The following is a 24128-nucleotide window of genomic DNA, read 5'->3' as shown; positions in this document are numbered from 1 at the left end:
GACCGGGCGATTGAGGTGAATGATTCAGTGAGGTTCGCGGTCTGTGTCTGCTGTGTCATTGACGCGTAGACAAAAGCATGTCTAATTCATAGGCATCGTGTTGCCTCGCTGGATGCCCCCGCATCCCCGCTGCCACCGATTTCGTGGAGGTCGTACATGGATTACGGCAGACAGGACCTGGCCGACCAGGTTCGCGACGAGCTGCAGGACAGCTACCAGCGACATGGATGCGGCCCGGAGTTCTGGAATACCTACCAGCAGGTGCTGGCGCGGCTGGTACCGGAGGGGCGTGAGCGCACCCAGGTGACCAACGACATGGCGTTGCTGATCGAACAGCTTGGCATCGTCCGGCGCGCCCAGCTGGTGCCGCCGGCGGACCCGCCATCGCGTTGATTCACCGGGCCAGCGCGGCACCCAGCACGATCAGTCCCAGCAGCAGGCTCAGCAGTCCGAGCAGCGCAAGCGTCCGCTGTCGTATCCACTGCGGCCGATGTCCGGCCAGTCGCTGCGGGCTGATGTGCTGGATGAGCCCGGGGCCCAGCCCTGCCGCCCGTTGCGATTGCTCACAGGCCACCGCGCAGTCACCGCAGTCCAGGCAATCGGCCTGCGGGCCATCGCGCACGTCCAGCGTCATCGGGCAGGCCTGCACGCAGCGTCGGCAGTCGGTGCAGTCGCCCAGCCGATCATCGGCGAAACGGGGCATCGGTCCGGCCAGCTGCGGATGGGCCCAGCGGAATACGTAATCCTGGGCGGTGCCGGGATCGAGCAGGCCGCGTCCGCGCTGGGCGACGCTGCCACCTCCCGGCCGCCTTGGCCCGCGCGGCTCGCCACGAGGCGCCAGGTACAGCATGCGCGGGGTATGCCCATCGCGCAGCAGCGGCTGCAGACGCGCGAAGGGACACAGCAAGCGGCAGACATGCCGGCGCAGGAAACCAGCGTTTCCCCAAGTCGCCACGGTGTAGAAGACGATCCAGAACGATTCGAAGCCGTCCAGCCGCAGGGCAACGGCGCGAGCCAGCAGCGACTGGACGGGAGTGAACAGGCCGACGAAGCTCAACGCAGTCCACAGCGCGATGCCGATCCAAAGCGCATGGCGCGCGACCGGCTCTGCAGGGGACTTTCCAAGCAGGCGCCGCGTGCCGTGCTCCACCCAGGCGAACAGCGTGCTCCACACGGTCTGCGGACAGGCGTGCCCACACCACAGGCGGCCGGCCAGGTGCGTGCACAAGGCCAGCGTCACCGCCAGCACCGCCAGCGCCCCCAGCAACAGGCCGGCCTGGCTGGGCCACAGGGTCAGTCCGAACACATCGAAGCGGCGCTCCACCACGTCCAGCAGCACCGCTTGGCGGCCGTCCCAGCGCAGCCACGGAAGGGCGTGGAAGCCGATCAGCAGCACGACCGGCAGGGCCGTTCGGGTCCACGGCGGCAGCGTGGGCGGGTTCATCCCAGCGGCACCTCGTCGTCGTCCCCACCCTGCGCCGATGCCGGCCGCAGCAGGTACCAGGTGGTGGCGCTGGACAGGCTGGTGATTCCCCAGAACATGAAGAACCCGAGCGTGTAGCCCAGCCCGCGGCTGATGCCGTTGCCGGGGAAGCTGATATCGCGCAGGCGCAGCGGATCGACGAAGGCGAAGAACACCGCGCACGCCAGCGCCGCGGTGATGAAGCCTGGCCAGAGGATCGCGCCCAGCGCAGGCGGGCGTCGCCCTGGGGGCGAGCGGGCGTCGGTGGGGCACTGTCGGGGCATGGGTCACGTTCCGGCAGGAGGGCGGTGGGGGCCGGCACGAGCAGGGAGCGTCCCAACCGGCAGCGGCCACTGTAGAAACGGCCCAGGCCGGCGTCCTTGATCCTGATCAAGCGGGCGTTGTGGAGCCCGGTGCGATCATGGGCCATCAGATCCGCGCCGATTCCATGGACACCCTGCCACTGCCGCTCCCCGTAGCCTCCCCCGACCTGTGCACCGAAGCGGAAGTGACCCGTCTGGTGCACGACTTCTATGCGCGAGTACGCGACGAACCCCGGCTGGGTCCGGTATTCACCGCGCACGTGCAGGACTGGCCGACCCACCTGGCCCAGCTGGTCGATTTCTGGTCGGCCCTGCTGCGCGGCACCCGGCGCTTCCAGGGCTCGCCGATGTCCAAGCACATGGCCATCGATGACATGGACCGCGATCTGTTCGACCGCTGGCTGGTGCTGTTCCGGATGACCTCGGCGGAAAGTGGCAACCCGGACATGCAGCGGCTGGCCGATGACATCGCCGCGCGTATCGCCGATACGTTCTGGAAGCGCTACCGGATGCTGCGCCTGCCATCGATCGGCCTGCCGATCCTCGGCTGATCGGCCTGGATTGATCTGGGTCAAGGCGTCTGCGCGCGGGCGCAGGCACGCTGCAGGCATGGACACGTACTCACCTGTTGAAGGCGGCCTGGCCTGGTGTTTCGACGCAGCGACCCTGCGCCGGCACGACAAACCGGGTCCGCGCTACACCTCCTACCCGACCGCGCCGCATTTCCATGAGGCATTCGGCGAGACCGATTTCACCGCCGCCTTGGCACGCAGCAACGGGCGGGCACGCGCGTTGTCGTTGTACGTGCATGTCCCGTTCTGCAGCAGTCCGTGTTTCTATTGTGGCTGCAACCGGATCATCAGCCGCGACCGCAGCCGTGGCCACGCTTACGTGGCGCGGGTGCTCGCCGAGGCGGACCTGATCGCCTCGCACATCGACCCGTCCCGCGAGGTGATCCAGCTGCACCTGGGCGGCGGGACGCCCAATTTCCTCACCCGCGAGGCGATGACCGAACTGCTGCAGGGCCTGCGCAGGCGCTTCCGATTCAGTACCTCCACGGCGCGCGATTTCTCCATCGAACTCGACCCGCGCTTCATCGACCGCGACGACGTGGCCCTGCTGGCCGGACTGGGATTCAACCGGGCCAGCCTGGGTGTGCAGGATTTCGATCCGGCGGTACAGGCATCGATCAACCGCATGCAGGGCGTGGAGCAGACGCTGGATATCCTGCGGGCCTGCCGCGACCACGGCATGCGCTCGGTCAACGTGGACCTGATCTACGGCCTGCCCGGACAGAACGAACAGGGCTTCGGGCGCACGCTGGAGCAGGTGCTGGCGCTGCGCCCGGATCGGTTGGCAGTGTACGGCTATGCGCACCTGCCACAGCTGTTCCGCGCGCAGCGGCAGATCGACGAATCGCGGCTGCCGGCGCCGGAGCAGAAGCTGGCGCTGCTGGGGCTGGCGGTGGAGCGGCTGCTGCAGGCCGGCTACCAGTACATCGGCATGGACCATTTCGCGCTGCCGGAAGAAGACCTGTCGCGTGCCCAGCGCGCCGGCCAGCTGCACCGCAACTTCATGGGGTACACCACCCATGCCGATACCGATCTGCTGGGCCTGGGGGTGAGCGCCATCAGCACGGTGGCCAGCACCTACAGCCAGAACCCGCGTGATCTGCCGGCGTGGGAGGCGGCGGTGGATGCCGGGCATCTGCCGGTGTGGCGCGGCGTACAGCTCGACCAGGACGACCTGCTGCGCGCGGAGATCATCCAGCAGCTGATGTGCCACGGCCGCGTCGATGCGGAGGCCGTGTGTGCCGCGCGCGGTATCGTCTTCGAAGCGTACTTCGCCGATGCGCTGATGCAGCTGCAGGCGCTGCAGGCCGACGGACTGGCCGAGCTGGACCAGGGAGTGGTGCGTGCCACCGAAGCGGGGCGCCCGCTGCTTCGCCTGCTGGCGATGTGCTTTGACCGCTACCTGTCGCGGCCGGGACAGCCGGCGCGTTACTCGCGTGCCCTGTGAGGCATCGGGGCGTGCTGGCAAGCGGATCTGGTGCCCGGAGCCGGGATCGAACCGGCAAGACCTTGCGGTCGGCGGATTTTAAGTCCGCTGCGTCTACCAGTTTCGCCATCCGGGCCGCGCGGCATAGGGTGCACCACGGGGCGCGAATTTGGAATGGCGGCGCGCGTGCGCGGAACCGTGACCAGATACGCGGTATGGGTCGCTCAGCTGTCAACAATGCGTTGTTCATGCCATATTCGGCTTTGTCAGGGGCCAGGGAGTGACCATGTCGTTGCACGCGATTGCCTACGTCAGCCAGGCCCGTCCAGAGCTGGCACCGCAGGAGCTGGATGCGCTGCTGGCCGATGCGACGGCGTTCAACCGGATGGCAGGTGTCACCGGCGTGCTGATGTTCGATGGCGAACGCTTCCTGCAATATCTGGAAGGTCCGCGTGATGGACTCGATTCGGTCTACGGCAGGGTCCTCAACGCCAGTCGCCACCATGGCGTACGGCAACTGGCCGCGGCAGTGGTGGGCACGCGCCGGTTCCCGCACTGGACCATGGCCAACCGGCGGATCGATCCGTCGACGATGAGCCATATCATCGACGCACCCTGGACGGGAATCAGCGCCGACCGGCCCACGGCCGAGCAGGGGCTGGCGCTGCTGCTGCGCAGCTGGACCGGCGGCGATGGCGAGCTGGAGCCCGCGGCGGTCAGCCTGGGCTCCTGATCACGGGCGTGGTCAGCGCCGGGCATGGCGGTTACCCTTGTGCCTCTTTGAGTTGGAGGCGGGTGCGCAATGGAACGATCGAGCCGCATCGCGCAGCAGGAAGGCCTCGCATGAGCGTCCCGGTTTCGGCTGCCGCCTCCCCGCGTCCTGCGATCATCGGCCTGGGGTATGTGGGCCTGCCGCTGGCGGTCGCCTTCGGGCGGTTGTTCCCCACCCTGGGCTTCGACATCGATGCCGCGCGTGTTGCCGAACTGCAGCAGGGGCATGACCACACCCTGGAACTGGAGGACGGCGAGCTGGCGGGCGCACCGCTGCTGCGCTGTAGCGCCGATGCGGCCGAACTGGCGGACTGCAACGTCTACATCATCACCGTACCCACGCCGATAGACGCACATGAGCAGCCCGATCTGGGGCCGCTGCGCTCGGCCAGCGAACGCGTGGCCAGCGTGCTGAAGGCCGGCGACCTGGTGGTGTATGAGTCCACCGTGTACCCCGGCACCACCGAGGAAGTCTGCATTCCCCTGCTGGAAGCGGGTTCGGGATTGCGCTTCAACCAGGACTTCTACTGCGGCTACAGCCCCGAACGGGTCAGTCCGGGCGACCGCACGCGCCGGCTGGCCGACATCCGCAAGATCACCTCCGGTTCCACCCCGGAGGTCGCCGCGATCGTGGACGCGCTGTACCGCCGGATCATCGCCGCCGGCACGTTCCCCGCACCGTCGATGCGCGTGGCCGAGGCCGCCAAGGTCGTGGAAAACATCCAGCGCGACGTCAACATCGCCCTGGTCAACGAACTGGCGCTGATCTTCGACAAGCTCGGCATCGATACCCAGGACGTGCTCGACGCAGCCGGCAGCAAGTGGAATTTCCTGCCGTTCCGGCCCGGCCTGGTCGGCGGGCATTGCATCGGCGTGGATCCGTATTACCTGCTGCACAAATCCGAGAGCGTGGGCTACCACCCTGATCTCATCCATACCGCACGCCAGGTCAACAACCGGGTCGGAGCGCACGTGGCCGAGCGCGTGCTGTCGCTGCTGGCCGAACGCGGCCGCACTCCGGCCCAGGCCCGCATCCTGGTGCTCGGCGTGACGTTCAAGGAGGACTGCCCGGACCTGCGCAACAGCCGTGCGCTGGAACTGGCCGAACAGCTCCAGGCCAGTGGCGCGCGGGTGGAGGTACACGATCCATGGGTGGGTCCGGCGGCATTGGCGGACACCGCGGTGCAGTGGGTCGCCCGTCCAGAACCCGGCGCCTACGATGCGGTAGTGCTCGCGGTGGCGCACGCCGCGTTCCTGGACATGGATGCGGCACGGATCGCGGCCCTGCAGGCACCGGGCGGCATCGTCTACGACGTCAAGTCGGCGTGGCCCCGTGCTTCGGTGGACGGCCGCCTGTAAGCGGCTGGCGCGGCGTCGACGCCGTCGCGGGTAGACTGGTTGCAGCCATCCCGAAAGGAACGCCATGCACCGCTACCTGGCCTACGCGCTCGCCATCATCCTGTTCCCGGTCTGCCTGTGGCTGGCCACGTACTGGGTCGCCTGGTACTGGGGGGTAGGGCTGACGGCTGCACTGGTGGTGCTGGGCACCTGGGACCTGCTGCAGTCGCGCAGCACGTTGCGCCGCAACTATCCGGTGCTCGCGCATTTCCGTTACGGGCTGGAATCGATCGGCCCGGAGATCCGCCAGTACTTCGTGCAGAGCGACCTGGAAGACGTGCCGTTCTCGCGCCAGCAGCGCGCGCTGATCTACCAGCGCGCCAAGAACGAGATGGACGTGGTGCCGTTCGGCACGCTGCGCAGTACCTATGCGGTGGATTACGAGTGGATCAACCATTCGCTGGCGCCCACAAGCATCGGCCACAGTGATTTCCGCGTGCTGATCGGACCCAACTGCGCCAAGCCCTATTCGGCCAGCGTGTTCAACATTTCCGCGATGAGCTTCGGCTCGCTGTCGGCCAATGCCATCCGCGCCCTCAACGAAGGCGCACGGCGCGGCGGCTTCCACCACGACACCGGCGAAGGCTCGATATCGTCCTACCACCGCGAGAAGGGCGGCGACCTGGTGTGGGAAATCGGCTCGGGCTACTTCGGCTGTCGCGATGACGCTGGCAACTTCAGCGAAGAGCGCTTCGTCGCCAATGCGACCACCGATCAGGTCAAGATGATCGAGATCAAGCTTTCCCAGGGCGCCAAGCCGGGCCACGGGGGGGTGTTGCCGGCGGCCAAGGTAAGCGCTGAGATCTCCGAGACACGCGGCGTGCCGATGGGCGTGGACTGCGTGTCGCCCTCGCGGCACTCCGCGTTCTCCACGCCGATCGAACTGCTGCAGTTCGTCGCCCGCCTGCGCGAACTGTCCGGCGGCAAGCCGGTCGGCTTCAAGCTGGCGATCGGCCATCCGTGGGAGTGGTTCGGCATCGCCAAGGCGATGAGCGAGACCGGCCTGCTGCCGGATTTCATCGTCGTCGATGGCGCCGAGGGCGGTACCGGTGCGGCGCCTGCCGAGTTCGTCGACCATGTCGGCGTACCGATGCACGAAGCGCTGCTGCTTGTGCACAACACCCTGGTCGGCCTGGACCTGCGCGATCGCATCCGGCTGGGCGCGGCGGGCAAGATCACCAGCGCCTTCGACATCGCGCGCATCATCGCGTTGGGTGCGGACTGGTGCAATGCCGGGCGTGGTTTCATGTTCGCGCTGGGCTGCATCCAGTCGCTCAGCTGCCACAGCGACAAGTGTCCTACCGGTATCGCCACCCAGGATCCATCGCGCTGGCGCAGCCTGGACCCGACCGACAAGGCCGAACGCGTGCACAACTACCATCGGCATACCCTGCATGCGTTGAAGGAGCTGCTGTGCGCGGCCGGATTGAATGATCCGGCCGAGCTGGGGCCGGAACACATCCTGCGCCGGGTATCGCCGGTGGAGATCCGCTCGCTGGCCTCGCTGTACCGCTACCTGGCGCCGGGCGAGCTGCTGCGCCAGGTGCCGGACCATGCCGTATTCCACGATTACTGGGCCGATGCGCGCAGTGATTCGTTCCAGCCACCGGCACGGATCCAGGCGCTGCGAGCGAGCAAATCGCGGTGAGCGGGGAGGCGTTGCCGCGCTTCCGTGGCGGGCGCGCCGACGATGCGCCGGCGTTGTGGGATCTGCGCACGCGTTGCGTTCGTGAGGTGTGCCGCAGCCACTATCCGGCCGAGGTGATCGCACGCTGGTCGGCTTCGCCGCCGCCACCGCGTTATGCAGGGCTGATCGCGGAAGGGGGCTGCGTGGTGGCCCACGACGCGAAGGGACAGGTGCTTGGCTACGGGATACTGGTGCTGCAGGACAACGAAGTCGATGCGCTGTTCGTCGCCCCGGAGCAGGCCGGGAGGGGGCTGGGCCAGGCCGTGCTGCAACGGCTGCTGGCGCTGGCTGATCCGCAGCGCGACGTGCTGCTGTCGGCCTCGCTCAACGCGGTCGCGTTCTACCAGCGTGCCGGCTTCCTGGATGAAGGAGAGCAGGCGTACCCGCACCCCAGTGGCATCACGCTCGCAGCCAGGCGGATGCGCCGACCGGCGATGTCAGCGCGTCGCTAGCCAGTGGATCACGCCTTCGGCCGCCCGTTTGGCGCTGGCATAGCAGGCGGTCAGCAGGTAGCCCCCGGTGGGGGCTTCCCAGTCCAGCATCTCGCCTGCGCAGAACACGCCCGGCAGTGCCTTCAGCATCAGTCCGGGATCCAGCGACGGCAGGGCCACCCCGCCGGCGGTGCTGATCGCCTCGGCCATCGGCCGCGGTCGCTGCAGGTGGATGGGCAGGCGCTTGAGGGTGGCGGCAACGGCGGCGATGTCCTGCCCGGCGTCCTTGCCCAGCACCTCGAACAGCAGCGATGCCTTCACCGCATCGACCCCGGTCTGCCGACGCAGGTGCTCGCCGAAGCTGCGGCCCTTGCGCGGGCGTGCCAGGTCTGCAGCCAGGCGGTCCTGCTCGCGTCCCGGCACCAGGTCCAGCCACAGGGTTGCACTGCCATCACGGTTGATCGTCTCGCGCAGGTCGGCCGATAGGGCGTAGACCAGGCTGCCCTCGATGCCGTATTCGCTCACCACGCATTCGCCTTGATGATGCCGCGGCGCGCCGTGCAGGTCGATCCAATGGGCCACCACGGATTTCAGCGGCGTGCCGGCGTGGCGCTGCACGAACCACGGGGTCCATGGCACATCGAAGCCACAGTTGGCCGGTTGCAGCGGCGCAATCGCCGCACCGCGGGCCTGCAGCAGGGGAACCCACGCACCGTCCGAGCCCAGCTGCGGCCAGCTGCCGCCGCCGAGCGCGAGCAGCGTGGCGTCGGCGTGCACCCGCTGCTCGCCGTTTTCGGCGGCGAATCGCAGCGCGCCGTCGGCGTCCCACCCCTGCCAGCGATGCTGCACGTGGAACCGGACGCCTTGTTCCTTCAGCCGGCGTACCCAGCCGCGCAGCAACGGGGCGGCCTTGCGGTCCACCGGGAACACGCGCCCGGAACTGCCGACATAGGTCTCTACGCCAAGGCCGGCGGCCCAGCGGCGCAGTGCGTCGGCATCGAACGCGTCCAGCCATCCGGCGACCGCCGCAGTCTGTTCGCGGTAGCGGCTGTCGAACAGCGGGCGGAGGTCGGAATGGGTCAGGTTCAAGCCGCCCTTGCCGGCGATCAGGAACTTCCGCCCGGGCGAGCCCTTGGCTTCGTACAGATCCACCGACAATCCTGCCGCGCACAACTGTTCGGCGGCGAACAGGCCTGCCGGGCCGCCGCCTACCACCGCGACGCGCGCGGGCGGGCCGGATTCAGCGGGGCTGGACATCAAGCAGCTCGACATCGAACACCAGCGACGATCCGGCCGGAATCGGCCCTACGCTGCGCTGTCCGTAGCCCATGTCCGGGGTGATCATCAGGGTGCGCTTGCCGCCTACCTTCATGCCGGCCACGCCTTCATCCCAACCCCGGATGACCTGGCCACCGCCGAGATCGAACGAGAATGGCTCGCCACGGGTCACCGAGCTGTCGAAGGTCTTGCCATGCTTGTCTGCTGCGCGCTCGTCGTAGATCCAGCCGGTGTAGTGCACGGTGACCTTGCTGCCCGGCGTGGCGACCGCGCCGGTACCGGGCTGGGTATCGATGGTTTCAAAGGCGGCGATGGTGCCACCCGGCGGTGGGCCGGACGGCGCGCACGCGGCAAGGGCCAGGGACAGCAGCAGGGGAGCGAGCAGGCGGCGCATGGGCGGCATCCAAATCGAAGGGATGCAAGGGTAGCGCATCGCGCCGGAACGGAGGCTGCGCCGCGGTAGTGACGGCCGCTGGCCGTCAACGCGATCGCCCGCAACTGACGGCCACCGCCCGTCACTACTGTCCGCCGGAGGCGCCCGGTGCGCCGCCGCGCCGGCCCGGCACCACGACGTGGCCCAGGGTGACCAGGTGGAAACGTTCAAAACGCGGCACAACCGCATTGACCAGCGTGATGCCGTTGTCGAAGGTGTGGATCACGTTGTACCCGGCAATCAGCCCGTCTGCTTTCAGGGCCTGACCGAGTTGCTGCACCTGTGCCTCCACCGGCCCTGCCGGTCGGTCTTCCAACTGGACGGCAGTGATCGGCTGGCTCGCCAGGCGGTCTTCGATGTCCATGCGTGCGCTGGGCTGCAGCCGCGGCCATTGCTGCAGCAACTGCACCGGATGGACGGAGGCGGCCCGACCAGCGCGTGCCGGGGTGGCGTTGCTGGCAAGCGCCAGATGCGACTGCAGCAGCTCGTGCAGGGCCCTGCGTGCGGCGTGGGCGGGATTGAGTGAAGCGCCAGCGCCATATGGGCGTGCGTGGTCATAGCAGAGGTGCGCGACGGCAAGGCAGCTGGTGATGCCGGGCGTGCTGGAAATGTCGAGCAGGCAGATATCGGCATCCACGCACCGTCTGACCTGGCGATACAGATCAGCGACATCAGCGGGCAGGCCCGCAGCACCGACCACGCGCAGTGATTCGTTGGCGGCGTGGAAGAAGTGGGTGAGCAGGAACATCGAGATGGCATCGCGCTCGGCGCATTCGTTCAGTGCGTGCAGCAGCGCTTCGTCCAGGCTGCCGCCGATCGCCGTGCCGCTGTTGCTGGCATAGCGGCGCAGGGGGGCGTAGTCAAACGTGTCGGCCGCCAGTGGCGCGTCGACATAGGTTGGAGCGGAGAGGGCCACCGGATAGTAGAAATCCACCGCTCCTGCCAGACCGCTATAGCGCCGCGTGGCGATGGTTTCCTCGATCTGGTCGAACAGCAGTGCGCCGGGCAGGTAACCGGTGAGGTCCGGACCCAGCAGCGAAATCAGTTCCTCCACCGCCTGGACCTGTGCCCCATGAAGGGCCTGGCGATCCATCAACAGGTGCTCCATGGCCTCATACAGCGAGCCGACGGCTGCCGCCTCACGCGCGCCTTTCCCCCATCCGCCGGTCAACAGCGCGCCATCGTCGTCGTAAAGTTCGGTCAACGCAGCGCACGGGGACTGGCCGGTGAAGCTGGTCACGTGGCGTATATCGAGACTGTCGAACGCTGCCCGGATGCGTTGGGCAGCGTCGGGCAGGCTGAAGTGTCGTTCTTCGGGGATGCTGGAAGGGGCCATGGTCCACACATTTGCTGTAAGGGGGTACCTGCGCCTGCTGGTGTAAGTGCTGCAGCCCGAAAGCGGGAGGGCTGCAGCGCTTTCACTCAGCCCGGGGTCAACCCAGCAGCGCGATTTCCTGCGCATTGAGCTGCAGGTCGGCGACCTGGATGGCGCCGGTGATCAAGAACGGAATATTGAAGATACCCATGGTGTTTCCTTTGAAAGGATCGCCGCCGTTTGCGGCAGAGCAAGGGTCTCAATCCAGCCACTGGCCAGGGATCGTCCGCTGCCGTGCGAATACGTAGGAGTAGCCCGTGGCCGTATGATGGGCGCCATGTCGAAACTCCTGCTCAACCTGCGCCATGTCGGCGATGACGAATACCACGATGTCTGCACGTTGCTGGACCAGCATCGCATTGCCTGGTATCGCACTGAACCGAGCCCGTGGGGCATCTCCAACGGAGGCCTGTGGATCCGCGAGGACGATGACCATGCGCGCGCCCGTGAACTGATGGGCACCTACCAGGCGCAGCGCAGCGTGCGCATGCGCGCCGAGCGCGAGCAGGCCCTGCAGGACGGCAGCGCGGAAACTTTCGGCAGCCTGCTGCGGCGTCGACCGGGGTTTGTCGTGCTGGTGCTGCTGGGCATGGGGGTGGCGGCTGCGCTGGTGCTGCTTCCGTTCATGCTGCTGCGCGGCTGAGCGGGCGCGCAGCGGGTAAAATGGGCCGATGATCGCCAATACCGCTGCCTACCACTTCGTCACCGTTGAAAACCCCCGGCAACTGGCCGACCAGCTGCTGGCGCGCGCCGAGGCCGCAGGGCTGCGGGGCAGCATCCTGGTGGCCGGCGAGGGGCTGAACCTGTTCCTGGCCGGGGCGCCGGCGGGAATCGACGGTTTCTATTCGGCCCTGCAGGCTGACGAGCGTTTCACCGGAATGCGGGTCAAGACCAGCTTCAGCGAGCACCAGCCGTTCGCCCGCCTGAAAGTGAAGGTGAAGGACGAGATCATCAGTTTCCGCCGCGATGATGGCCAGCCGCTGGAGTACCCGCGCGCCCCGGCGATCGACCCGGCCACCGTGCAACGCTGGTTGCGGCAGGGGCACGATGATGCCGGCAAGCCGGTGGTGATGCTGGATACGCGCAATCTGCAGGAGGTCGAATTCGGGACGTTCCAGGATGCCCTGGTGCTGCCGATCGAAAAGTTCACCGACCTTCCCGCTGCGCTGGCACCGCACCGCGACGCGTTGAAGGACAGCACCGTGGTCAGCTTCTGCACCGGCGGCATCCGCTGTGAGAAGGCCGCGCTGTGGATGCGCAACGACGGCATGGACAATGTGCTGCAGCTGGATGGGGGCATCCTGGGCTACTTCGAGGAAGTGGGCGGGGAAGGCTACGACGGCCGCTGCTTCGTGTTCGACGAGCGGGTGGCATTGGATGCACAACTGCGGCCCTTGGTGGACCAGCCGCTGCCGGAGCCCAAGCCCAGCGCGTTCTGACCCTGCCCGATTGCCGCGCCACGGGAATCAGCGTCCCGCCATCGACACTGGCAAGCGTGTCCAGACGTCCCCATACCTTGGGCATCTCCTGATGGAATGCCTGCCTGATGATTCCCCTGTCGATCCTCGACCTGGCCCCGGTCTGCGAGGGCAGCGACACCACCGCCGCCTTCGCCAACATGCTCGAACTGGCCCAACAGGCCGATGAGCTGGGCTACCGCCGCTTCTGGCTGGCCGAGCACCACAACATGCCGGGCATCGCCAGCGCCGCCACCGCGGTGCTGATCGGCCATGTCGCCGGTGGCACCCAGCGCATCCGGGTCGGGGCTGGCGGCATCATGCTGCCCAACCACGCCCCACTGCAGGCCGCCGAACAGTTCGGCACGCTGGCCTCCTTGTATCCGGATCGCATCGACCTGGGGCTGGGCCGCGCGCCCGGTACCGACCAGCCCACCGCCCGTGCGCTGCGGCGCTATTTCGACAGCGCCGACCAGTTCCCGCAGGATGTCCGCGAGCTGCTGCACTACTTCGAGCCGGCTCAGCCCGGGCAGGCCGTGCAGGCAGTGCCGGGGGCTGGCCTGCGGGTGCCGGTGTGGATACTGGGCTCGAGCCTGTTCGGCGCGCGCCTGGCCGCCTCGCTGGGCCTGCCGTACGCCTTCGCCTCGCATTTCGCGCCTGATTCGATGGACGAGGCGCTGGCCGTCTACCGCCGTGATTTCCGTGAATCGGCCACGCTCAAGCGGCCGCATGCGATGTTGGCCCTGAACGTGGTGGCCAGCGAAAGCGAAGCCGAATCGCGGCGGCTGTTCACCAGCCAGCAGCAGAGCTTCGTCAATCTGCGACGCGGCAATCCCGGCCGGATCCCGCCGCCGGTGGACGACATCGATACGTTCTGGCAGCCGCATGAAAAGGTGGGCGTGGAGCGTGCGCTGGCCTGCACCGTGCTGGGCGACGCGCAGCAGGTGGGCGAGGGCATCGCCGCCTTCGTCGATCGCCACCAGCCTGACGAACTGCTGTTGACCGCGAACATCTACGACCATCGCGCGCGCCTGCGTTCGTTCGAACTGGCCATGCAGGCCTGGCACGCGCGCCACGCTGCCTGAATGCCACGCGTACGCCACCACGCGCGCTGAACATCCGCCTCACGCGGCGTTGCACGGCGCTCGCGTGAGATGGAGCTCTACCAAGGAGCAACTCATGAACGCAGATCGCCAGCAGCACATCACCCAGCTCGCCGCCCTGATCAAGGATGTTGAGGTGGCGATGTTCACCACCACCGGCGTCGATGGTCGCCTGTACAGCCGCCCGCTGGGCACCCAGGAAGTGGAATTCGACGGCGACCTGTGGTTCGCCACCTCGGCCGACAGCCCGAAGGTGGCCGAGATCGCGCTCAATCCGCGGGTCAACGTGGCCTATGCGTCGCCTTCGAAGAACAGCTACGTGTCCGTCGCCGGCACCGCGCGGATCGTCGACGACCGGGCGAAGATCGATGAATTGTGGTCACCGGCGATGAAGCTGTTCTTCCCGGAGGGCAAGGATGATCCGAATCTGCGGCTGATCCACGTCCAGGCCGAATCGGCAGAATACTGGGATGGCCCGGGCACGCTGCTGGGCAAGGCGCTGAGCTTCGTGCTGTCGGCGGTGCAGGATGAGCCGAGCCGGCTGGGCGACAACGGTTTCGTCGACCTGCGCTGATCCCGGGTCATGTCGAGCAAGCTCGATACTACAGTCCGTAGTGTCGAGCTTGCTCGACACCGCAGCCGGTCAGAACCAGCGCTGCAACAGTTCCGCCACGTACTCGACCAACTGCCCGGAGCTGAAACCGAAGAACACCACCGCGACCACCGCGGCGATCCAGTTCACCAGCATCAGCACCCCGTCGCGTTCCAGCAGTGCCAGCGAAAACAGCAGCAGCTGGAAGCCGAACAGGTAGTTGGTGAAGGGAATCGGCAACGACAGCAGCACCCCCAGCAGCACCAGCAGCAGGCCGCTGAAGGCATGCGCGGCGACAGGCTGCAGCAACTGCGGGCGGCGCGGTTTGAGCAGGCGGTCGAGCCGGCGCAGCGCGCCATCGATACGGTCCAGGAACCTGTGCATCGTGCCGCGCTTGGGTCCACGGCGGGCGATGAAACCCGGCACCCACGGCTTGCGCAGCCCGCACATCATCTGCGCGCCGATCAGGATGACCAGCGGACCGCTGAGGGCCCCACCCACGCCCGGAATCGGGATGAACGAGGGCAGGATGGCGATGAACAGGAACACGCCGAACGCACTCTGCTGCAGGTTCTGCAGGATCTGCCCCAGCTTCATGTGCTGGGCCGGGTCGCCGAACTCGAACATCGCCAACAGCGTGCGGATGCCTTCGTTGCGGTAGTTCGACCCGCTGTCTGAGGGGCAAGCGTCGTCCGGCGGCAGGCCGGGATCAGGCGGTGAGTTCATCGGCCTGCTCGTCGGATAGCGTGCGCAGCAGCAGTTTGTCCACGCGCGCACCGTCCAGGTCGATCACCTCGATGCGCCAACCGGCCCAGTCGAAGTACTCGCCTACGTGCGGGATGCGGCCGAAGAAGTGGATGCACATGCCGGCCAGCGTGTAGTAATCGCCGTCCTCGGCATCCGGCAGGTCATTGGTGCCCAGCAGCTCGCGCAGGTCTTCGATCGGCAGCGAGCCGTCCACCAGCAGCGAGCCGTCTTCGCGGGTCACCACCAGCGCGTCTTCGTCCGCGTTTTCGGTGGCCTGCAGACGGCCGACCACCGCGCCCATCAGGTCGCTGATGGTGACCAGCCCCTGGATCTCGCCGTACTCGTCCACCACCAGTGCGACCGACTGCTGTTCCTCGCGGAAGATCTCCAGCAGCTTCATCGCATGGGTGCTTTCAGAAACGTACAGCACTTCGCGCAGGTTCTGGAACAAGGCGTGGTCACCGCGCGCCATGCGCGTGGCCAGGCTCTTCATTTCAAGGATGCCGACCACGTCCGAGTCATTGTCCCGGTACACCGGATACCGCGAGAACTCGTTCTCGCTCATGATCTCCAGGTTCTTCTCCAGCGCGCCCTGGGTGTCCAGCCAGGCAATGCGGTTGCGCGGGGTCATCAGGCTGTCGGCGGTGCGGTCGCCCAGCCGCATCACGCGGTTCATCATGTCGCGCTCGTGCGCGTCGATCACCCCGGCCTCGTGGCTTTCGGCCACCAGCATGCGGATCTCTTCTTCGGTGACGCTGGCCGCTTCATCCTTGCCCAGCCCGATCACCCGCAGCACCAGCCGGGTGCTGTGGGACAGCAGCCAGACGGCCGGGAAGGCGATCCGCGAAAGCCAGCCCATCGGCCAGGCGACCAGACCGGCGATATCTTCCGAGCGGGTGATGGCAAGACGCTTGGGCACCAGCTCGCCGAAGATCAGCGTCAGGAAGGTGATCAAGGCCACGGCCAATGCCTTGCCGACCTGACTGGCGTAGGCGAAGCCGGGGAACAGGTCGTGCAGCCAGGTGGCGATGGCCAGGCCGATCGCCTCGCCACCGAACACACCGGTCAGGATGCCGATCAGGGTGATGCCGATCTGCACCGTGGACAGGAAGCTTTCCGGTTTTTCGGACAGTTCCAGTGCGCGTTCGGCGCGCTTGCTGGTGGCGGCCATCTGCTTGAGCCGGCTCTTGCGCGAGGTCATGACCGACATCTCGGACATGGCGAAGAAGCCGTTGAGCAGGATCAGGGCCAGGACAATAATCAGTTCAAACACGGGCATCGTCCCCGGTTGGTGGCAGGGAAGAAGGGTGTCTGCGATGGCGGCAGGCGCTGGGGACCGGGGTCGGGCGCGGCGGCGGGGGGTAAGGGTCGTCGTCCATAGGTGTGCGCCCGTAGGCGCGCTGGCATCTTAGCAAACAGAGGGCGGCGGGCGGCAAGTGCCCGTTCAGGTTGGGGGCAGATTCCGTCAGAAACGTCCGGGAGTACCCGCAACGGTCATCTAGCCGTCATAATTCCATCTGGTGCCGTCCTTCCCGTGACGGCGAACAGGTTTCTCAATGTTCTCTCTGCAGACCATTTTCGGCTCCGGCAAACAGTTCTACACCCTGCTTGATGAGGCCGCCGTCGCGGCCAGCGACAGCGCACGCGCCCTGCACGCGATGATGCGCGAGTCCGACCGCCAGCCTGCGCTGGATGCCTTCAAGCTTGCCCGTCTGCGTGAACGCGCCGCGTCGGACAAGATCAGCCAGGCGCTGGTGGACAGTTTCATGACCCCGATCGAGCGCGAGGACATCGAAGCGCTCGGCTCGGCGCTGTACAAGATTCCCAAGCAGGTCGAAAAGTTCGCTGACCGCTATTCGCTGGCCGTAGCCCACCTGGAGCACATCGACTTCGCCCCGCGCGCGGCGATGTTGGAACAGGCCGCTGCTGTGGTGGTGGAAATGGTGGCCGACCTTCGCCACATGAACCTGGACCGGATGACCGCGCTCAACGAAAAGCTGCGTGCGCTGGAAAACGAGGCCGACCGGCTGATGCTGGAGCTGTACCGCGACATCTACTCCGGTCGCTTGGACCACCTGCAGATGTTCCTGCTGAAGGAATTCTTCGAGATCCTGGAAAAGGCCATCGACCGCTGCCGCGAGGCGGGCGTGGTGGCGTACCAGATCGTCTTGAAGAACAGCTGACGGGCCGCACGGATGCTGACCCTTGTCCTGGTGGTGATTTTCGCCGCGCTCGTCTTCGAGTTCATCAACGGCTTCCACGATACCGCCAACTCCATCGCCACCGTGGTCGCCACCAAGGTGCTGTCGCCGGGTTGGGCGGTCATGCTGGCGGCCTTCATGAACCTCATCGGCGCATTGACCGGCACCGCCGTCGCGCTGACCATCGCCTCCGGCCTGCTCAACACCAACGTGGTCGACGTGACCCCGCAGGTGATCCTGTGCGCGCTGCTGGGCGGCATCATCTGGAACCTGATCACCTGGTGGAAGGGGCTGCCGTCCTCTTCCTCGCACGCGTTGATCGGTGGCCTGTGCGGTGCCGGCCTGGCCGCTGCCCACAACAACTGGGATGCGTTGATCTGGTCCGAGCGGCTGGGCAGCTGGGCGCAGAACAAAGGCCTGCTGTGGAAGGTGTTCGTGCCGATGATCACCTCGCCGGTGGCCGGCTTCCTGCTCGGCATCGTGGTGATGCTGCTGCTGTGGGCGATGATCGCCGGCCTGGCCAAGGTGGGCGGGGCGATCGGCCGGCTTGCCCGCCCGCGCTTCGTCAACATGTTCTTCGGCAAGGCGCAGATCGTTTCGGCCGCCTACATGGGCTTCGCGCACGGGCACAACGATGCGCAGAAGACGATGGGCATCATCGCCATGACGCTGATCGGCGCCGAGGCCACCGGTGCACTGAACAACCTGCCTTCGTTCCTGGCCTTCATGCATCCCGACGCGAGTGCTGGTGACGGCATCGCGATGTGGATCGTGCTGACCTGCGCGGTGGTGATGGCGGCCGGTACGGCGTCCGGTGGCTGGAAGATCATCAAGACGCTCGGCCACAAGATGGTCAAGCTTCACCCGATCCATGGCTTCGCTGCGGAAACCAGTTCGGCCACGGTGCTGACCGTGGCGGCGCACTTCGGCATGCCGGTGTCGACCACGCACAGCATCTCCACCGCGATCATGGGCGTTGGCTTTGCCAAGAACCCGCGTTCGCTGCGGTTGGGCGTGATCGAGCGCATCGTATGGGCCTGGATCCTGACCATCCCGGCGGCCGGTGGCTGTGCCTACCTGATCCTCAAGCTGTTCGAGATGGTGGGCTGGGCCTGACCGCCCGACGCCGCGCATCGGCATAAACAAACGCCGGCCCTTGGGGCCGGCGTTTTTTGTTGGTCAGGCTTCAAGCGACGCCAGGTCGCCCGCGCCGAGTGGACAACGCCGAGTCAATGAGGTTGGGGCCGTCGCCACGGCCCCGTGCAATGACGCGCCCGGGTCAGGCTTCCAGCGACGCCAGGTCGCCCTTGGTCTCCAACCAACCCTTCCGATCCGATGCACGCTTCTTCGCCAGCAGCATGTCCATCAGCGAATGGGTCTGCTCGCCATCGTCGATGGTCAGCTGGACCAGCCGGCGCGTATCGGGATGGATGGTCGATTCGCGCAGCTGCGGCGGGTTCATCTCGCCCAGGCCCTTGAAGCGGGTCACGCTGATCGCGCCCTTGATCTTCTCGCGCTCGATCTTGTCCAGCATGGTGCGCTTTTCTTCTTCATCCAGCGCGTAGAACACCTGCTTGCCCACGTCGATGCGGAACAGCGGCGGCATCGCCACGAACACGTGGCCGGCATCGACCAGCGCCGGGAAATGCTTCAGGAACAGCGCGGTGAGCAGGGTGGCGATGTGCAGGCCGTCGGAGTCGGCGTCGGCCAGGATGACGACCTTGCCGTAGCGCAGGCCACTGATGTCTTCCTTGCCCGGATCGCAACCGATGGCGATGGCCAGGTTGTGCACTTCCTCGGAGGCCAGCACGCTGTTGGAGGAGACCTCCCAGGTGTTCAGGATCTTGCCGCGCAGCGGCATGATGGCCTGGAAATCCTTGTCGCGGGCCTGCTTGGCGCTGCCGCCGGCCGAGTCACCTTCCACCAGGAACAGCTCGGTGCGGGACAGGTCCTGGCTGATGCAGTCGGCCAGCTTGCCGGGCAGGGCAGGGCCTTGGGTGACCTTCTTGCGCACCACCAGCTTTTCGGTCTTCAGGCGCGCGCTGGCGCGTTCGATGGCCAGCTGGGCGATGCGCTCGCCGATCTCCACGTTCTGGTTCAGCAGCAGGCTGAAGGCATCATGGGCGGCGCCTTCGACGAAGCCGGCGGCCTGGCGCGAGGACAGGCGTTCCTTGGTCTGGCCACTGAACTGCGGGTCGGTCATCTTGATCGACAGCACGAAGGCGACCCGGTCCCAGACATCTTCCGGCGCCAGCTTGACGCCGCGTGGCAGCAGGTTGCGGAAGTCGCAGAACTCGCGCAGCGCCTCGGTCAGGCCGGTACGCAGGCCGTTGACGTGGGTGCCGTGCTGGGCGGTGGGGATCAGGTTGACGTAGCTTTCCTGCACCAGCTCGCCTTCGGGCATCCAGGCCACGGCCCAGTCGGCGATCTCGTTTTCCTTCTTGACGTGGCCGACGAACAGATTGCCCGGCAGCATCTCGCGTTCGCCGAGTTCCAGCTTCAGGTAGTCGCGCAGGCCGTCTTCGTAATGCCAGGTGTCCACTTCGCCGGTGGCTTCATCGGTCAGCTTGACCGTCAGCCCGGGGCACAGCACCGCCTTGGCGCGCAGCAGGTGCTTGAGCGCGCGCACCGCGAACTTGGGCGTATCGAAGTACTTCGGATCCGGCCAGAAGCGCAGCCGGGTGCCGGTGTTCTTCTTGCCCACGCTGCCGACCACTTCCAGCGGCGAGGCGAGGTCGCCATTGCGGAAGGTGATGCGGTGTTCGGCGCCTTCGCGCTTGATGTGCAGTTCCACCAGGGTGGACAGCGCGTTGACCACGCTCACGCCCACGCCATGCAGGCCGCCGGAGAAGGTGTAGTTGTTGTTGTTGAACTTGCCGCCCGCGTGCAGGCGGGTCAGGATCAGTTCCACGCCGGGGATCTTTTCTTCCGGGTGGATGTCCACCGGCATGCCACGGCCGTCATCGCTGACTTCCACGCTGCCGTCCTTGTACAGGGTGATCTCGATGGAGCGCGCGTGGCCGGCCAGCGCTTCGTCCACCGAGTTGTCGATCACTTCCTGCGCCAAGTGGTTCGGGCGGGTGGTGTCGGTGTACATGCCGGGGCGGCGCTTGACCGGGTCAAGGCCGGACAGGACTTCGATATCGGCGGCGTTATAGCGGGTGTTCATCTATGTTTCAAAGCGTTGGAGCGACGCGCAAGTGTGCGGTCTGGGCAGGGATTTTGCACGCCTGCGGTTCATCTGCCGGGCCATCGGCGGCGCTAAAATGGCCACAGCTGGGAAACCGACCCCAGCGCCCCCATGTTCAGGGTCGTTACCGCGAGGAGGACTCCATGAAGAAGCTGCTCACTATCGCCATCGTTGCCGCTGCCGTGGTCGCCGTGCCGCTGGCGCTGGCCCAGAACGCCGGCCAGTCGACGCCGCAGCAGGGCGACCAGGCCAATCCGGCGCAGGCCGAAGCCGATGCCAAGGCCAAGCGCCGCGCGCAGGCCAACGCCGAGCTGAAGGCCAACGGCCAGCAGGCGCCGCAGCGCGAGGAAGAAGAGGAAGAAGCCCGCAAGAAGCGCTGATCTGCCGCGCTTGCGTGCCCGGGCCCCGGTTCTGCCGGGGCCTTCTTTTTGCCCGATTGTCGGCTGCCCCTTGGGCTTGGGGCCTTCAATCTGTAAACTATCGCTTTCCGGGAGTAGTGCGTGTCCACCATCAGCGATTGGACTGGCAAGGCCATGCGTGGCAGCCAGCAAGGCTGGGCGCAGGTGACGGTCTCCACGACCGGCACGGCCAAGCTGACCTCGCTCGCTGGCCACCGCCTCACCTCCCTCCTCGCCGCCTCGGCGAGTCGCCAACCCCCCTTTCTGCCTACCCCCCGCCCGTTGGGCCGGAGGGGCGTGGCCGTTCCTCAATTCAATACAGGATGCTTGCAGCCATGACTCCCTTGATTTTCGTAACCGGCGGCGTGGTGTCCTCGCTCGGCAAAGGCATTGCCGCCGCGTCACTGGCCGCAATCCTCGAAGCCCGTGGCCTGAAGGTCACGATGATGAAGCTCGACCCGTACATCAACGTCGACCCGGGCACCATGAGCCCGTTCCAGCACGGCGAGGTGTACGTCACCGATGACGGCGCCGAGACCGACCTGGACCTGGGCCACTACGAGCGTTTCGTGCGCACCCGCCTGAGCCGCAAGAATTCGGTCACCACCGGGCGCATCTACGAGAACGTGATCCGCAAGGAGCGCCGCGGCGACTACCTCGGCGCCACCGTGCAGGTGATTCCGCATATCACCGATGAGATCCGCCGCTGCATCGACGAAGCCACCGAAGGCTTCGACGTGGCGCTGGTGGAAATCGGCGGTACCGTCGGCGACATCGAGTCGCTGCCGTTCCTGGAAGCGATCCGCCAGGTGCGTACCGAGCGCGGCCCTGAGAAGGCGTTGTTCATGCATCTCACCCTGGTGCCGTACATCAGCGCCGCCGGCGAGCTGAAGACCAAGCCGACCCAGCATTCGGTCAAGGAACTGCGCTCGATCGGCATCCAGCCGGACGTGCTGCTGTGCCGTTCCGAGCAGGCGGTGCCGGACTCGGAGCGTCGCAAGATCGCCCAGTTCACCAATGTCTCCGAGCGCGCGGTGATCAGCGTGCCGGACGTGGACGTGCTGTACAGCATCCCGATGGGCCTGCACGCGCAGGGCCTGGATGACATCGTGGTGAATCAGTTCAAGCTGGCCGACAAGGCCGGCCCGGTCGACCTGTCGATGTGGGAAGACGCGGTGGACGCCACGCTCAACCCGCTCGATGCGGTGACCATCGCGGTGGTCGGCAAGTACGTGGACCACCAGGATGCGTACAAGTCGGTGGGCGAGGCGCTCAAGCATGGCGGCCTGCGCCAGCGCACCAGGGTCACCCTGAAGTGGCTGGAAGCGCAGGAGCTGGAAGGCAGCGACATGTCCGCGCTGGCCGATGTCGATGGCATCCTGGTGCCCGGTGGCTTCGGTGATCGCGGCTTCGAAGGCAAGGTGCTGACCTCGCAGTACGCCCGCGAGCACAAGGTGCCGTACTTCGGCATCTGCTACGGCATGCAGGCCGCGGTAGTGGATTACGCCCGCCACGTGGTCGGCCTGGAAGGCGCCAACAGCACCGAGAACGACCGCCAGTCGCCGGATCCGGTGATCGGCCTGATCACCGAATGGCGCACCGCCACCGGCGACGTGGAGAAGCGTGACGACAAGAGCGACCTTGGCGGCACCATGCGCCTGGGCCTGCAGGAGCAGCGCCTGAAGCCGGGCACGCTGGCCCGTGAGCTGTACGGCAAGGACGTGGTGGAAGAGCGCCACCGCCATCGTTACGAGTTCAACAACCGCTACCGCACCCAGCTGGAAGATGCCGGCCTGGTGATCGCGGGCAAGTCGATGGACGATACCCTGGTGGAAGTGATCGAACTGCCGCGCAGTGCGCATCCGTGGTTCCTGGCCTGCCAGGCGCATCCGGAGTTCCTGTCCACCCCGCGTGCCGGCCACCCGTTGTTCATCGGCTTCATCCGTGCCGCGCGCGAGCGCAAGGCGGCGGGCCAGCCGCTGGCCGACGCCGTTGCCTGACTTGCAGTGGGGGCGTGCAGCCCCCATGTTCCGCGCTTGAACCCCTGATGCCTGCCGGCCCGCGCCGGCGCCGCGCCACAACAAGGAAACGCCATGAAACTGTGTGGATTCGAGGTCGGGCTGGACCAGCCCCTGTTCCTGATCGCCGGCCCCTGCGTGATCGAGTCGATGCAGCTGCAGCTCGACGTCGCCGGCCGCCTGAAGGAAATCACCGGCCGGCTCGGGGTGAATTTCATCTTCAAGTCCAGCTTCGACAAGGCCAACCGCACCTCCGGTACCGCCTTCCGTGGCCCGGGCATGGAAGAAGGCCTGAAGGTACTGGCCGAAGTGAAGAAGCAGATCGGCGTGCCGGTGCTGACCGACGTGCATGAGTACACCCCGATGGACGAAGTGGCCTCGGTGGTCGATGTGCTGCAGACGCCTGCGTTCCTGGTCCGGCAGACCGATTTCATCACCAAGGTCTGTGCCGCCGGCAAGCCGGTGAACATCAAGAAGGGCCAGTTCCTGTCCCCATGGGACATGAAGCCGGTGGTGGAGAAGGCCAAGGCGACCGGCAACGAGCAGATCATGGTCTGCGAGCGCGGCGCCAGCTTCGGCTACAACAACCTGGTCAGCGACATGCGCTCGCTGTCGGTGATGCGCGATACCGGCTGCCCGGTGGTGTTCGATGCCACCCATTCGGTGCAGCTGCCGGGCGGGCAGGGCACCAGCTCCGGTGGCCAGCGCGAATTCGTGCCGGTGCTGTCGCGTGCTGCGGTCGCGGTCGGTGTGTCCGGCCTGTTTGCCGAAACCCATCCCGACCCGTCCAAGGCGCTGTCCGATGGCCCCAATGCCTGGCCGCTGGATCGGATGGAAGAACTGCTGGAGACCCTGATGGAGCTCGATGCGGTGACCAAGAAGCACGGCTTCTCCCGCTTCGCATGAGTCTCGACCCGTGGGCGGCGCTGGATGCGCGCCGCCAGCGGCGGCAGTGGCGCCACTGGCCATGGGGCTGGACGGCGCTTGGCCTGTCTCTGGCGGCATGGGCCAGCGTGTTCATGCTGGCCTTCCTGGTGCTCGCCAGTGTCGGCATGCCCGGCGATGGCGACCATGCCCTGCGGGCGACCCGCATTCCCCTGCTGATCACCCTGTCCATCGGCGTGCTGGTGACCATCGGCTGCCTGGTGGCCAGCGTGCTGTCGCTGCGGCTGCCGCAACGGCCGGCCGCAGGCATCGCAGCGCTCGCGCTGCTGGCCCTGCTGGTGGCCTGCCTGCTGTTGCCGCGCCTGTTCTAGTCGCACCGCT

The 24128-nt window shown here is 66.7% G+C and carries 25 protein-coding genes and 1 tRNA gene; 17 read left to right on the top strand and 9 right to left on the bottom strand.

The annotated features are described in order from the left end of the window. The first annotated feature begins 156 nt into the window (after positions 1 to 156). Positions 157 to 393 carry a hypothetical protein gene (locus tag IFT63_RS08845; RefSeq protein WP_042613007.1) on the top strand — a complete coding sequence of 79 codons (237 nt, stop codon included), beginning with the start codon at positions 157 to 159 and terminating at the stop codon, positions 391 to 393. Position 394: 1 nt separating this feature from the next. On the opposite strand, the gene IFT63_RS08840 is transcribed toward IFT63_RS08845, so the two are convergent. After that, positions 395 to 1444 (bottom strand): 4Fe-4S dicluster domain-containing protein, encoded by a 1050-nt coding sequence (locus tag IFT63_RS08840; RefSeq protein ID WP_192083860.1) that lies wholly within the window; start codon positions 1442 to 1444, stop codon positions 395 to 397. Continuing rightward, a complete protein-coding gene (locus IFT63_RS08835) occupies positions 1441 to 1746 on the bottom strand; it encodes a hypothetical protein (RefSeq protein WP_192083859.1) in 306 nt (101 codons plus the stop codon). The genes IFT63_RS08840 and IFT63_RS08835 overlap by 4 nt, the downstream gene beginning before the upstream one ends. Positions 1747 to 1910: 164 nt before the next feature. On the opposite strand from IFT63_RS08835, the gene IFT63_RS08830 reads away from it, so the two are divergent. Continuing rightward, the gene (locus IFT63_RS08830; RefSeq protein WP_192084193.1) at positions 1911 to 2336 is read left to right on the top strand and encodes a group III truncated hemoglobin; all 426 of its coding nucleotides are present in this window, start codon (positions 1911 to 1913) and stop codon (positions 2334 to 2336) included. Between the two features lie 58 nt (positions 2337 to 2394). After that, positions 2395 to 3804 (top strand): oxygen-independent coproporphyrinogen III oxidase, encoded by a 1410-nt coding sequence (gene hemN / locus IFT63_RS08825; RefSeq protein WP_192083858.1) that lies wholly within the window; start codon positions 2395 to 2397, stop codon positions 3802 to 3804. Positions 3805 to 3832: 28 nt separating this feature from the next. On the opposite strand, the gene IFT63_RS08820 is transcribed toward hemN, so the two are convergent. After that, positions 3833 to 3919, bottom strand: a tRNA-Leu gene (locus IFT63_RS08820). A 150-nt stretch (positions 3920 to 4069) separates the two neighbouring features. On the opposite strand from IFT63_RS08820, the gene IFT63_RS08815 reads away from it, so the two are divergent. From IFT63_RS08815 to IFT63_RS08800, 4 genes are all read left to right on the top strand, one after another. Next, complete coding sequence (locus tag IFT63_RS08815) at positions 4070 to 4516, top strand: BLUF domain-containing protein (RefSeq protein WP_192083857.1); 447 nt, start codon at positions 4070 to 4072, stop codon at positions 4514 to 4516. 110 nt (positions 4517 to 4626) lie between these two features. Continuing rightward, on the top strand, positions 4627 to 5913 hold the full coding sequence (locus IFT63_RS08810; RefSeq protein WP_192083856.1) for a nucleotide sugar dehydrogenase: 1287 nt from the start codon (positions 4627 to 4629) through the stop codon (positions 5911 to 5913). 64 nt (positions 5914 to 5977) lie between these two features. Further along, a complete protein-coding gene (locus IFT63_RS08805; RefSeq protein WP_192083855.1) occupies positions 5978 to 7600 on the top strand; it encodes an FMN-binding glutamate synthase family protein in 1623 nt (540 codons plus the stop codon). Beyond that, positions 7597 to 8091 (top strand): GNAT family N-acetyltransferase, encoded by a 495-nt coding sequence (locus IFT63_RS08800; protein WP_192083854.1) that lies wholly within the window; start codon positions 7597 to 7599, stop codon positions 8089 to 8091. The genes IFT63_RS08805 and IFT63_RS08800 overlap by 4 nt, the downstream gene beginning before the upstream one ends. Here IFT63_RS08800 and IFT63_RS08795 read toward each other — a convergent pair. From IFT63_RS08795 to IFT63_RS08785, 3 genes are all read right to left on the bottom strand, one after another. Beyond that, on the bottom strand, positions 8077 to 9327 hold the full coding sequence (locus IFT63_RS08795) for a TIGR03862 family flavoprotein (protein WP_192083853.1): 1251 nt from the start codon (positions 9325 to 9327) through the stop codon (positions 8077 to 8079). The two genes, IFT63_RS08800 and IFT63_RS08795, sit on opposite strands and share 15 nt — an antisense overlap. Continuing rightward, positions 9311 to 9742: an FKBP-type peptidyl-prolyl cis-trans isomerase gene (locus IFT63_RS08790; RefSeq protein WP_101100131.1), complete on the bottom strand. Its 432-nt coding sequence runs from the start codon at positions 9740 to 9742 to the stop codon at positions 9311 to 9313. Before IFT63_RS08790 ends, IFT63_RS08795 begins: the two co-directional genes overlap by 17 nt. Before the next feature lie 124 nt (positions 9743 to 9866). After that, a complete protein-coding gene (locus tag IFT63_RS08785) occupies positions 9867 to 11117 on the bottom strand; it encodes a YcaO-like family protein (protein WP_192083852.1) in 1251 nt (416 codons plus the stop codon). 316 nt (positions 11118 to 11433) lie between these two features. Between IFT63_RS08785 and IFT63_RS08780 the strand changes: the two genes are divergently transcribed. From IFT63_RS08780 to IFT63_RS08765, 4 genes are all read left to right on the top strand, one after another. Continuing rightward, positions 11434 to 11799 carry a DUF6164 family protein gene (locus tag IFT63_RS08780; RefSeq protein ID WP_192083851.1) on the top strand — a complete coding sequence of 122 codons (366 nt, stop codon included), beginning with the start codon at positions 11434 to 11436 and terminating at the stop codon, positions 11797 to 11799. A 28-nt stretch (positions 11800 to 11827) separates the two neighbouring features. Then, positions 11828 to 12595 (top strand): sulfurtransferase, encoded by a 768-nt coding sequence (locus tag IFT63_RS08775; protein WP_192083850.1) that lies wholly within the window; start codon positions 11828 to 11830, stop codon positions 12593 to 12595. A gap of 107 nt (positions 12596 to 12702) precedes the next feature. Then, complete coding sequence (locus IFT63_RS08770) at positions 12703 to 13698, top strand: LLM class flavin-dependent oxidoreductase (protein ID WP_192083849.1); 996 nt, start codon at positions 12703 to 12705, stop codon at positions 13696 to 13698. A gap of 94 nt (positions 13699 to 13792) precedes the next feature. After that, the gene (locus IFT63_RS08765; protein ID WP_192083848.1) at positions 13793 to 14290 is read left to right on the top strand and encodes a pyridoxamine 5'-phosphate oxidase family protein; all 498 of its coding nucleotides are present in this window, start codon (positions 13793 to 13795) and stop codon (positions 14288 to 14290) included. A gap of 69 nt (positions 14291 to 14359) precedes the next feature. Here the strand turns inward: IFT63_RS08765 and IFT63_RS08760 are convergent, their stop codons facing one another. Then, positions 14360 to 14935, bottom strand: coding sequence for an exopolysaccharide biosynthesis protein (locus IFT63_RS08760; protein ID WP_249404435.1), 576 nt, complete (start codon positions 14933 to 14935; stop codon positions 14360 to 14362). Positions 14936 to 15017: 82 nt separating this feature from the next. Further along, positions 15018 to 16328 (bottom strand): hemolysin family protein, encoded by a 1311-nt coding sequence (locus IFT63_RS08755; RefSeq protein ID WP_042613040.1) that lies wholly within the window; start codon positions 16326 to 16328, stop codon positions 15018 to 15020. Between the two features lie 283 nt (positions 16329 to 16611). Between IFT63_RS08755 and IFT63_RS08750 the strand changes: the two genes are divergently transcribed. Both IFT63_RS08750 and IFT63_RS08745 read left to right on the top strand, forming a co-directional pair. After that, the gene (locus IFT63_RS08750) at positions 16612 to 17238 is read left to right on the top strand and encodes a DUF47 family protein (RefSeq protein ID WP_042613020.1); all 627 of its coding nucleotides are present in this window, start codon (positions 16612 to 16614) and stop codon (positions 17236 to 17238) included. A 12-nt stretch (positions 17239 to 17250) separates the two neighbouring features. Further along, positions 17251 to 18372 carry an inorganic phosphate transporter gene (locus IFT63_RS08745; protein ID WP_042613021.1) on the top strand — a complete coding sequence of 374 codons (1122 nt, stop codon included), beginning with the start codon at positions 17251 to 17253 and terminating at the stop codon, positions 18370 to 18372. Positions 18373 to 18535: 163 nt separating this feature from the next. Here IFT63_RS08745 and parE read toward each other — a convergent pair whose 3' ends face one another. Then, positions 18536 to 20425: a DNA topoisomerase IV subunit B gene (parE, locus tag IFT63_RS08740; RefSeq protein WP_042613022.1), complete on the bottom strand. Its 1890-nt coding sequence runs from the start codon at positions 20423 to 20425 to the stop codon at positions 18536 to 18538. A 164-nt stretch (positions 20426 to 20589) separates the two neighbouring features. On the opposite strand from parE, the gene IFT63_RS08735 reads away from it, so the two are divergent. The 4 genes from IFT63_RS08735 (at position 20590) to IFT63_RS08720 (ending at position 24118) form a co-directional block, all read left to right on the top strand. Next, the gene (locus IFT63_RS08735; RefSeq protein ID WP_042613023.1) at positions 20590 to 20826 is read left to right on the top strand and encodes a hypothetical protein; all 237 of its coding nucleotides are present in this window, start codon (positions 20590 to 20592) and stop codon (positions 20824 to 20826) included. 353 nt (positions 20827 to 21179) lie between these two features. Further along, positions 21180 to 22844, top strand: coding sequence for a CTP synthase (locus tag IFT63_RS08730; protein WP_192083846.1), 1665 nt, complete (start codon positions 21180 to 21182; stop codon positions 22842 to 22844). A gap of 93 nt (positions 22845 to 22937) precedes the next feature. Then, on the top strand, positions 22938 to 23768 hold the full coding sequence (kdsA, locus tag IFT63_RS08725) for a 3-deoxy-8-phosphooctulonate synthase (RefSeq protein WP_101100055.1): 831 nt from the start codon (positions 22938 to 22940) through the stop codon (positions 23766 to 23768). Continuing rightward, entirely contained in the window at positions 23765 to 24118 is a 354-nt protein-coding gene (locus IFT63_RS08720) for a hypothetical protein (protein WP_192083845.1), read from the top strand. The genes kdsA and IFT63_RS08720 overlap by 4 nt, the downstream gene beginning before the upstream one ends. The last annotated feature ends 10 nt before the right edge of the window (positions 24119 to 24128 follow it).

It is taken from the genome of Stenotrophomonas sp. CFBP 13724, assembly GCF_014841975.1.
Taxonomy (GTDB): domain Bacteria; phylum Pseudomonadota; class Gammaproteobacteria; order Xanthomonadales; family Xanthomonadaceae; genus Stenotrophomonas; species Stenotrophomonas lacuserhaii.
Note: the sequence above shows the minus strand (reverse complement) of the source record. Positions and strands in the feature narration are given on the sequence as shown.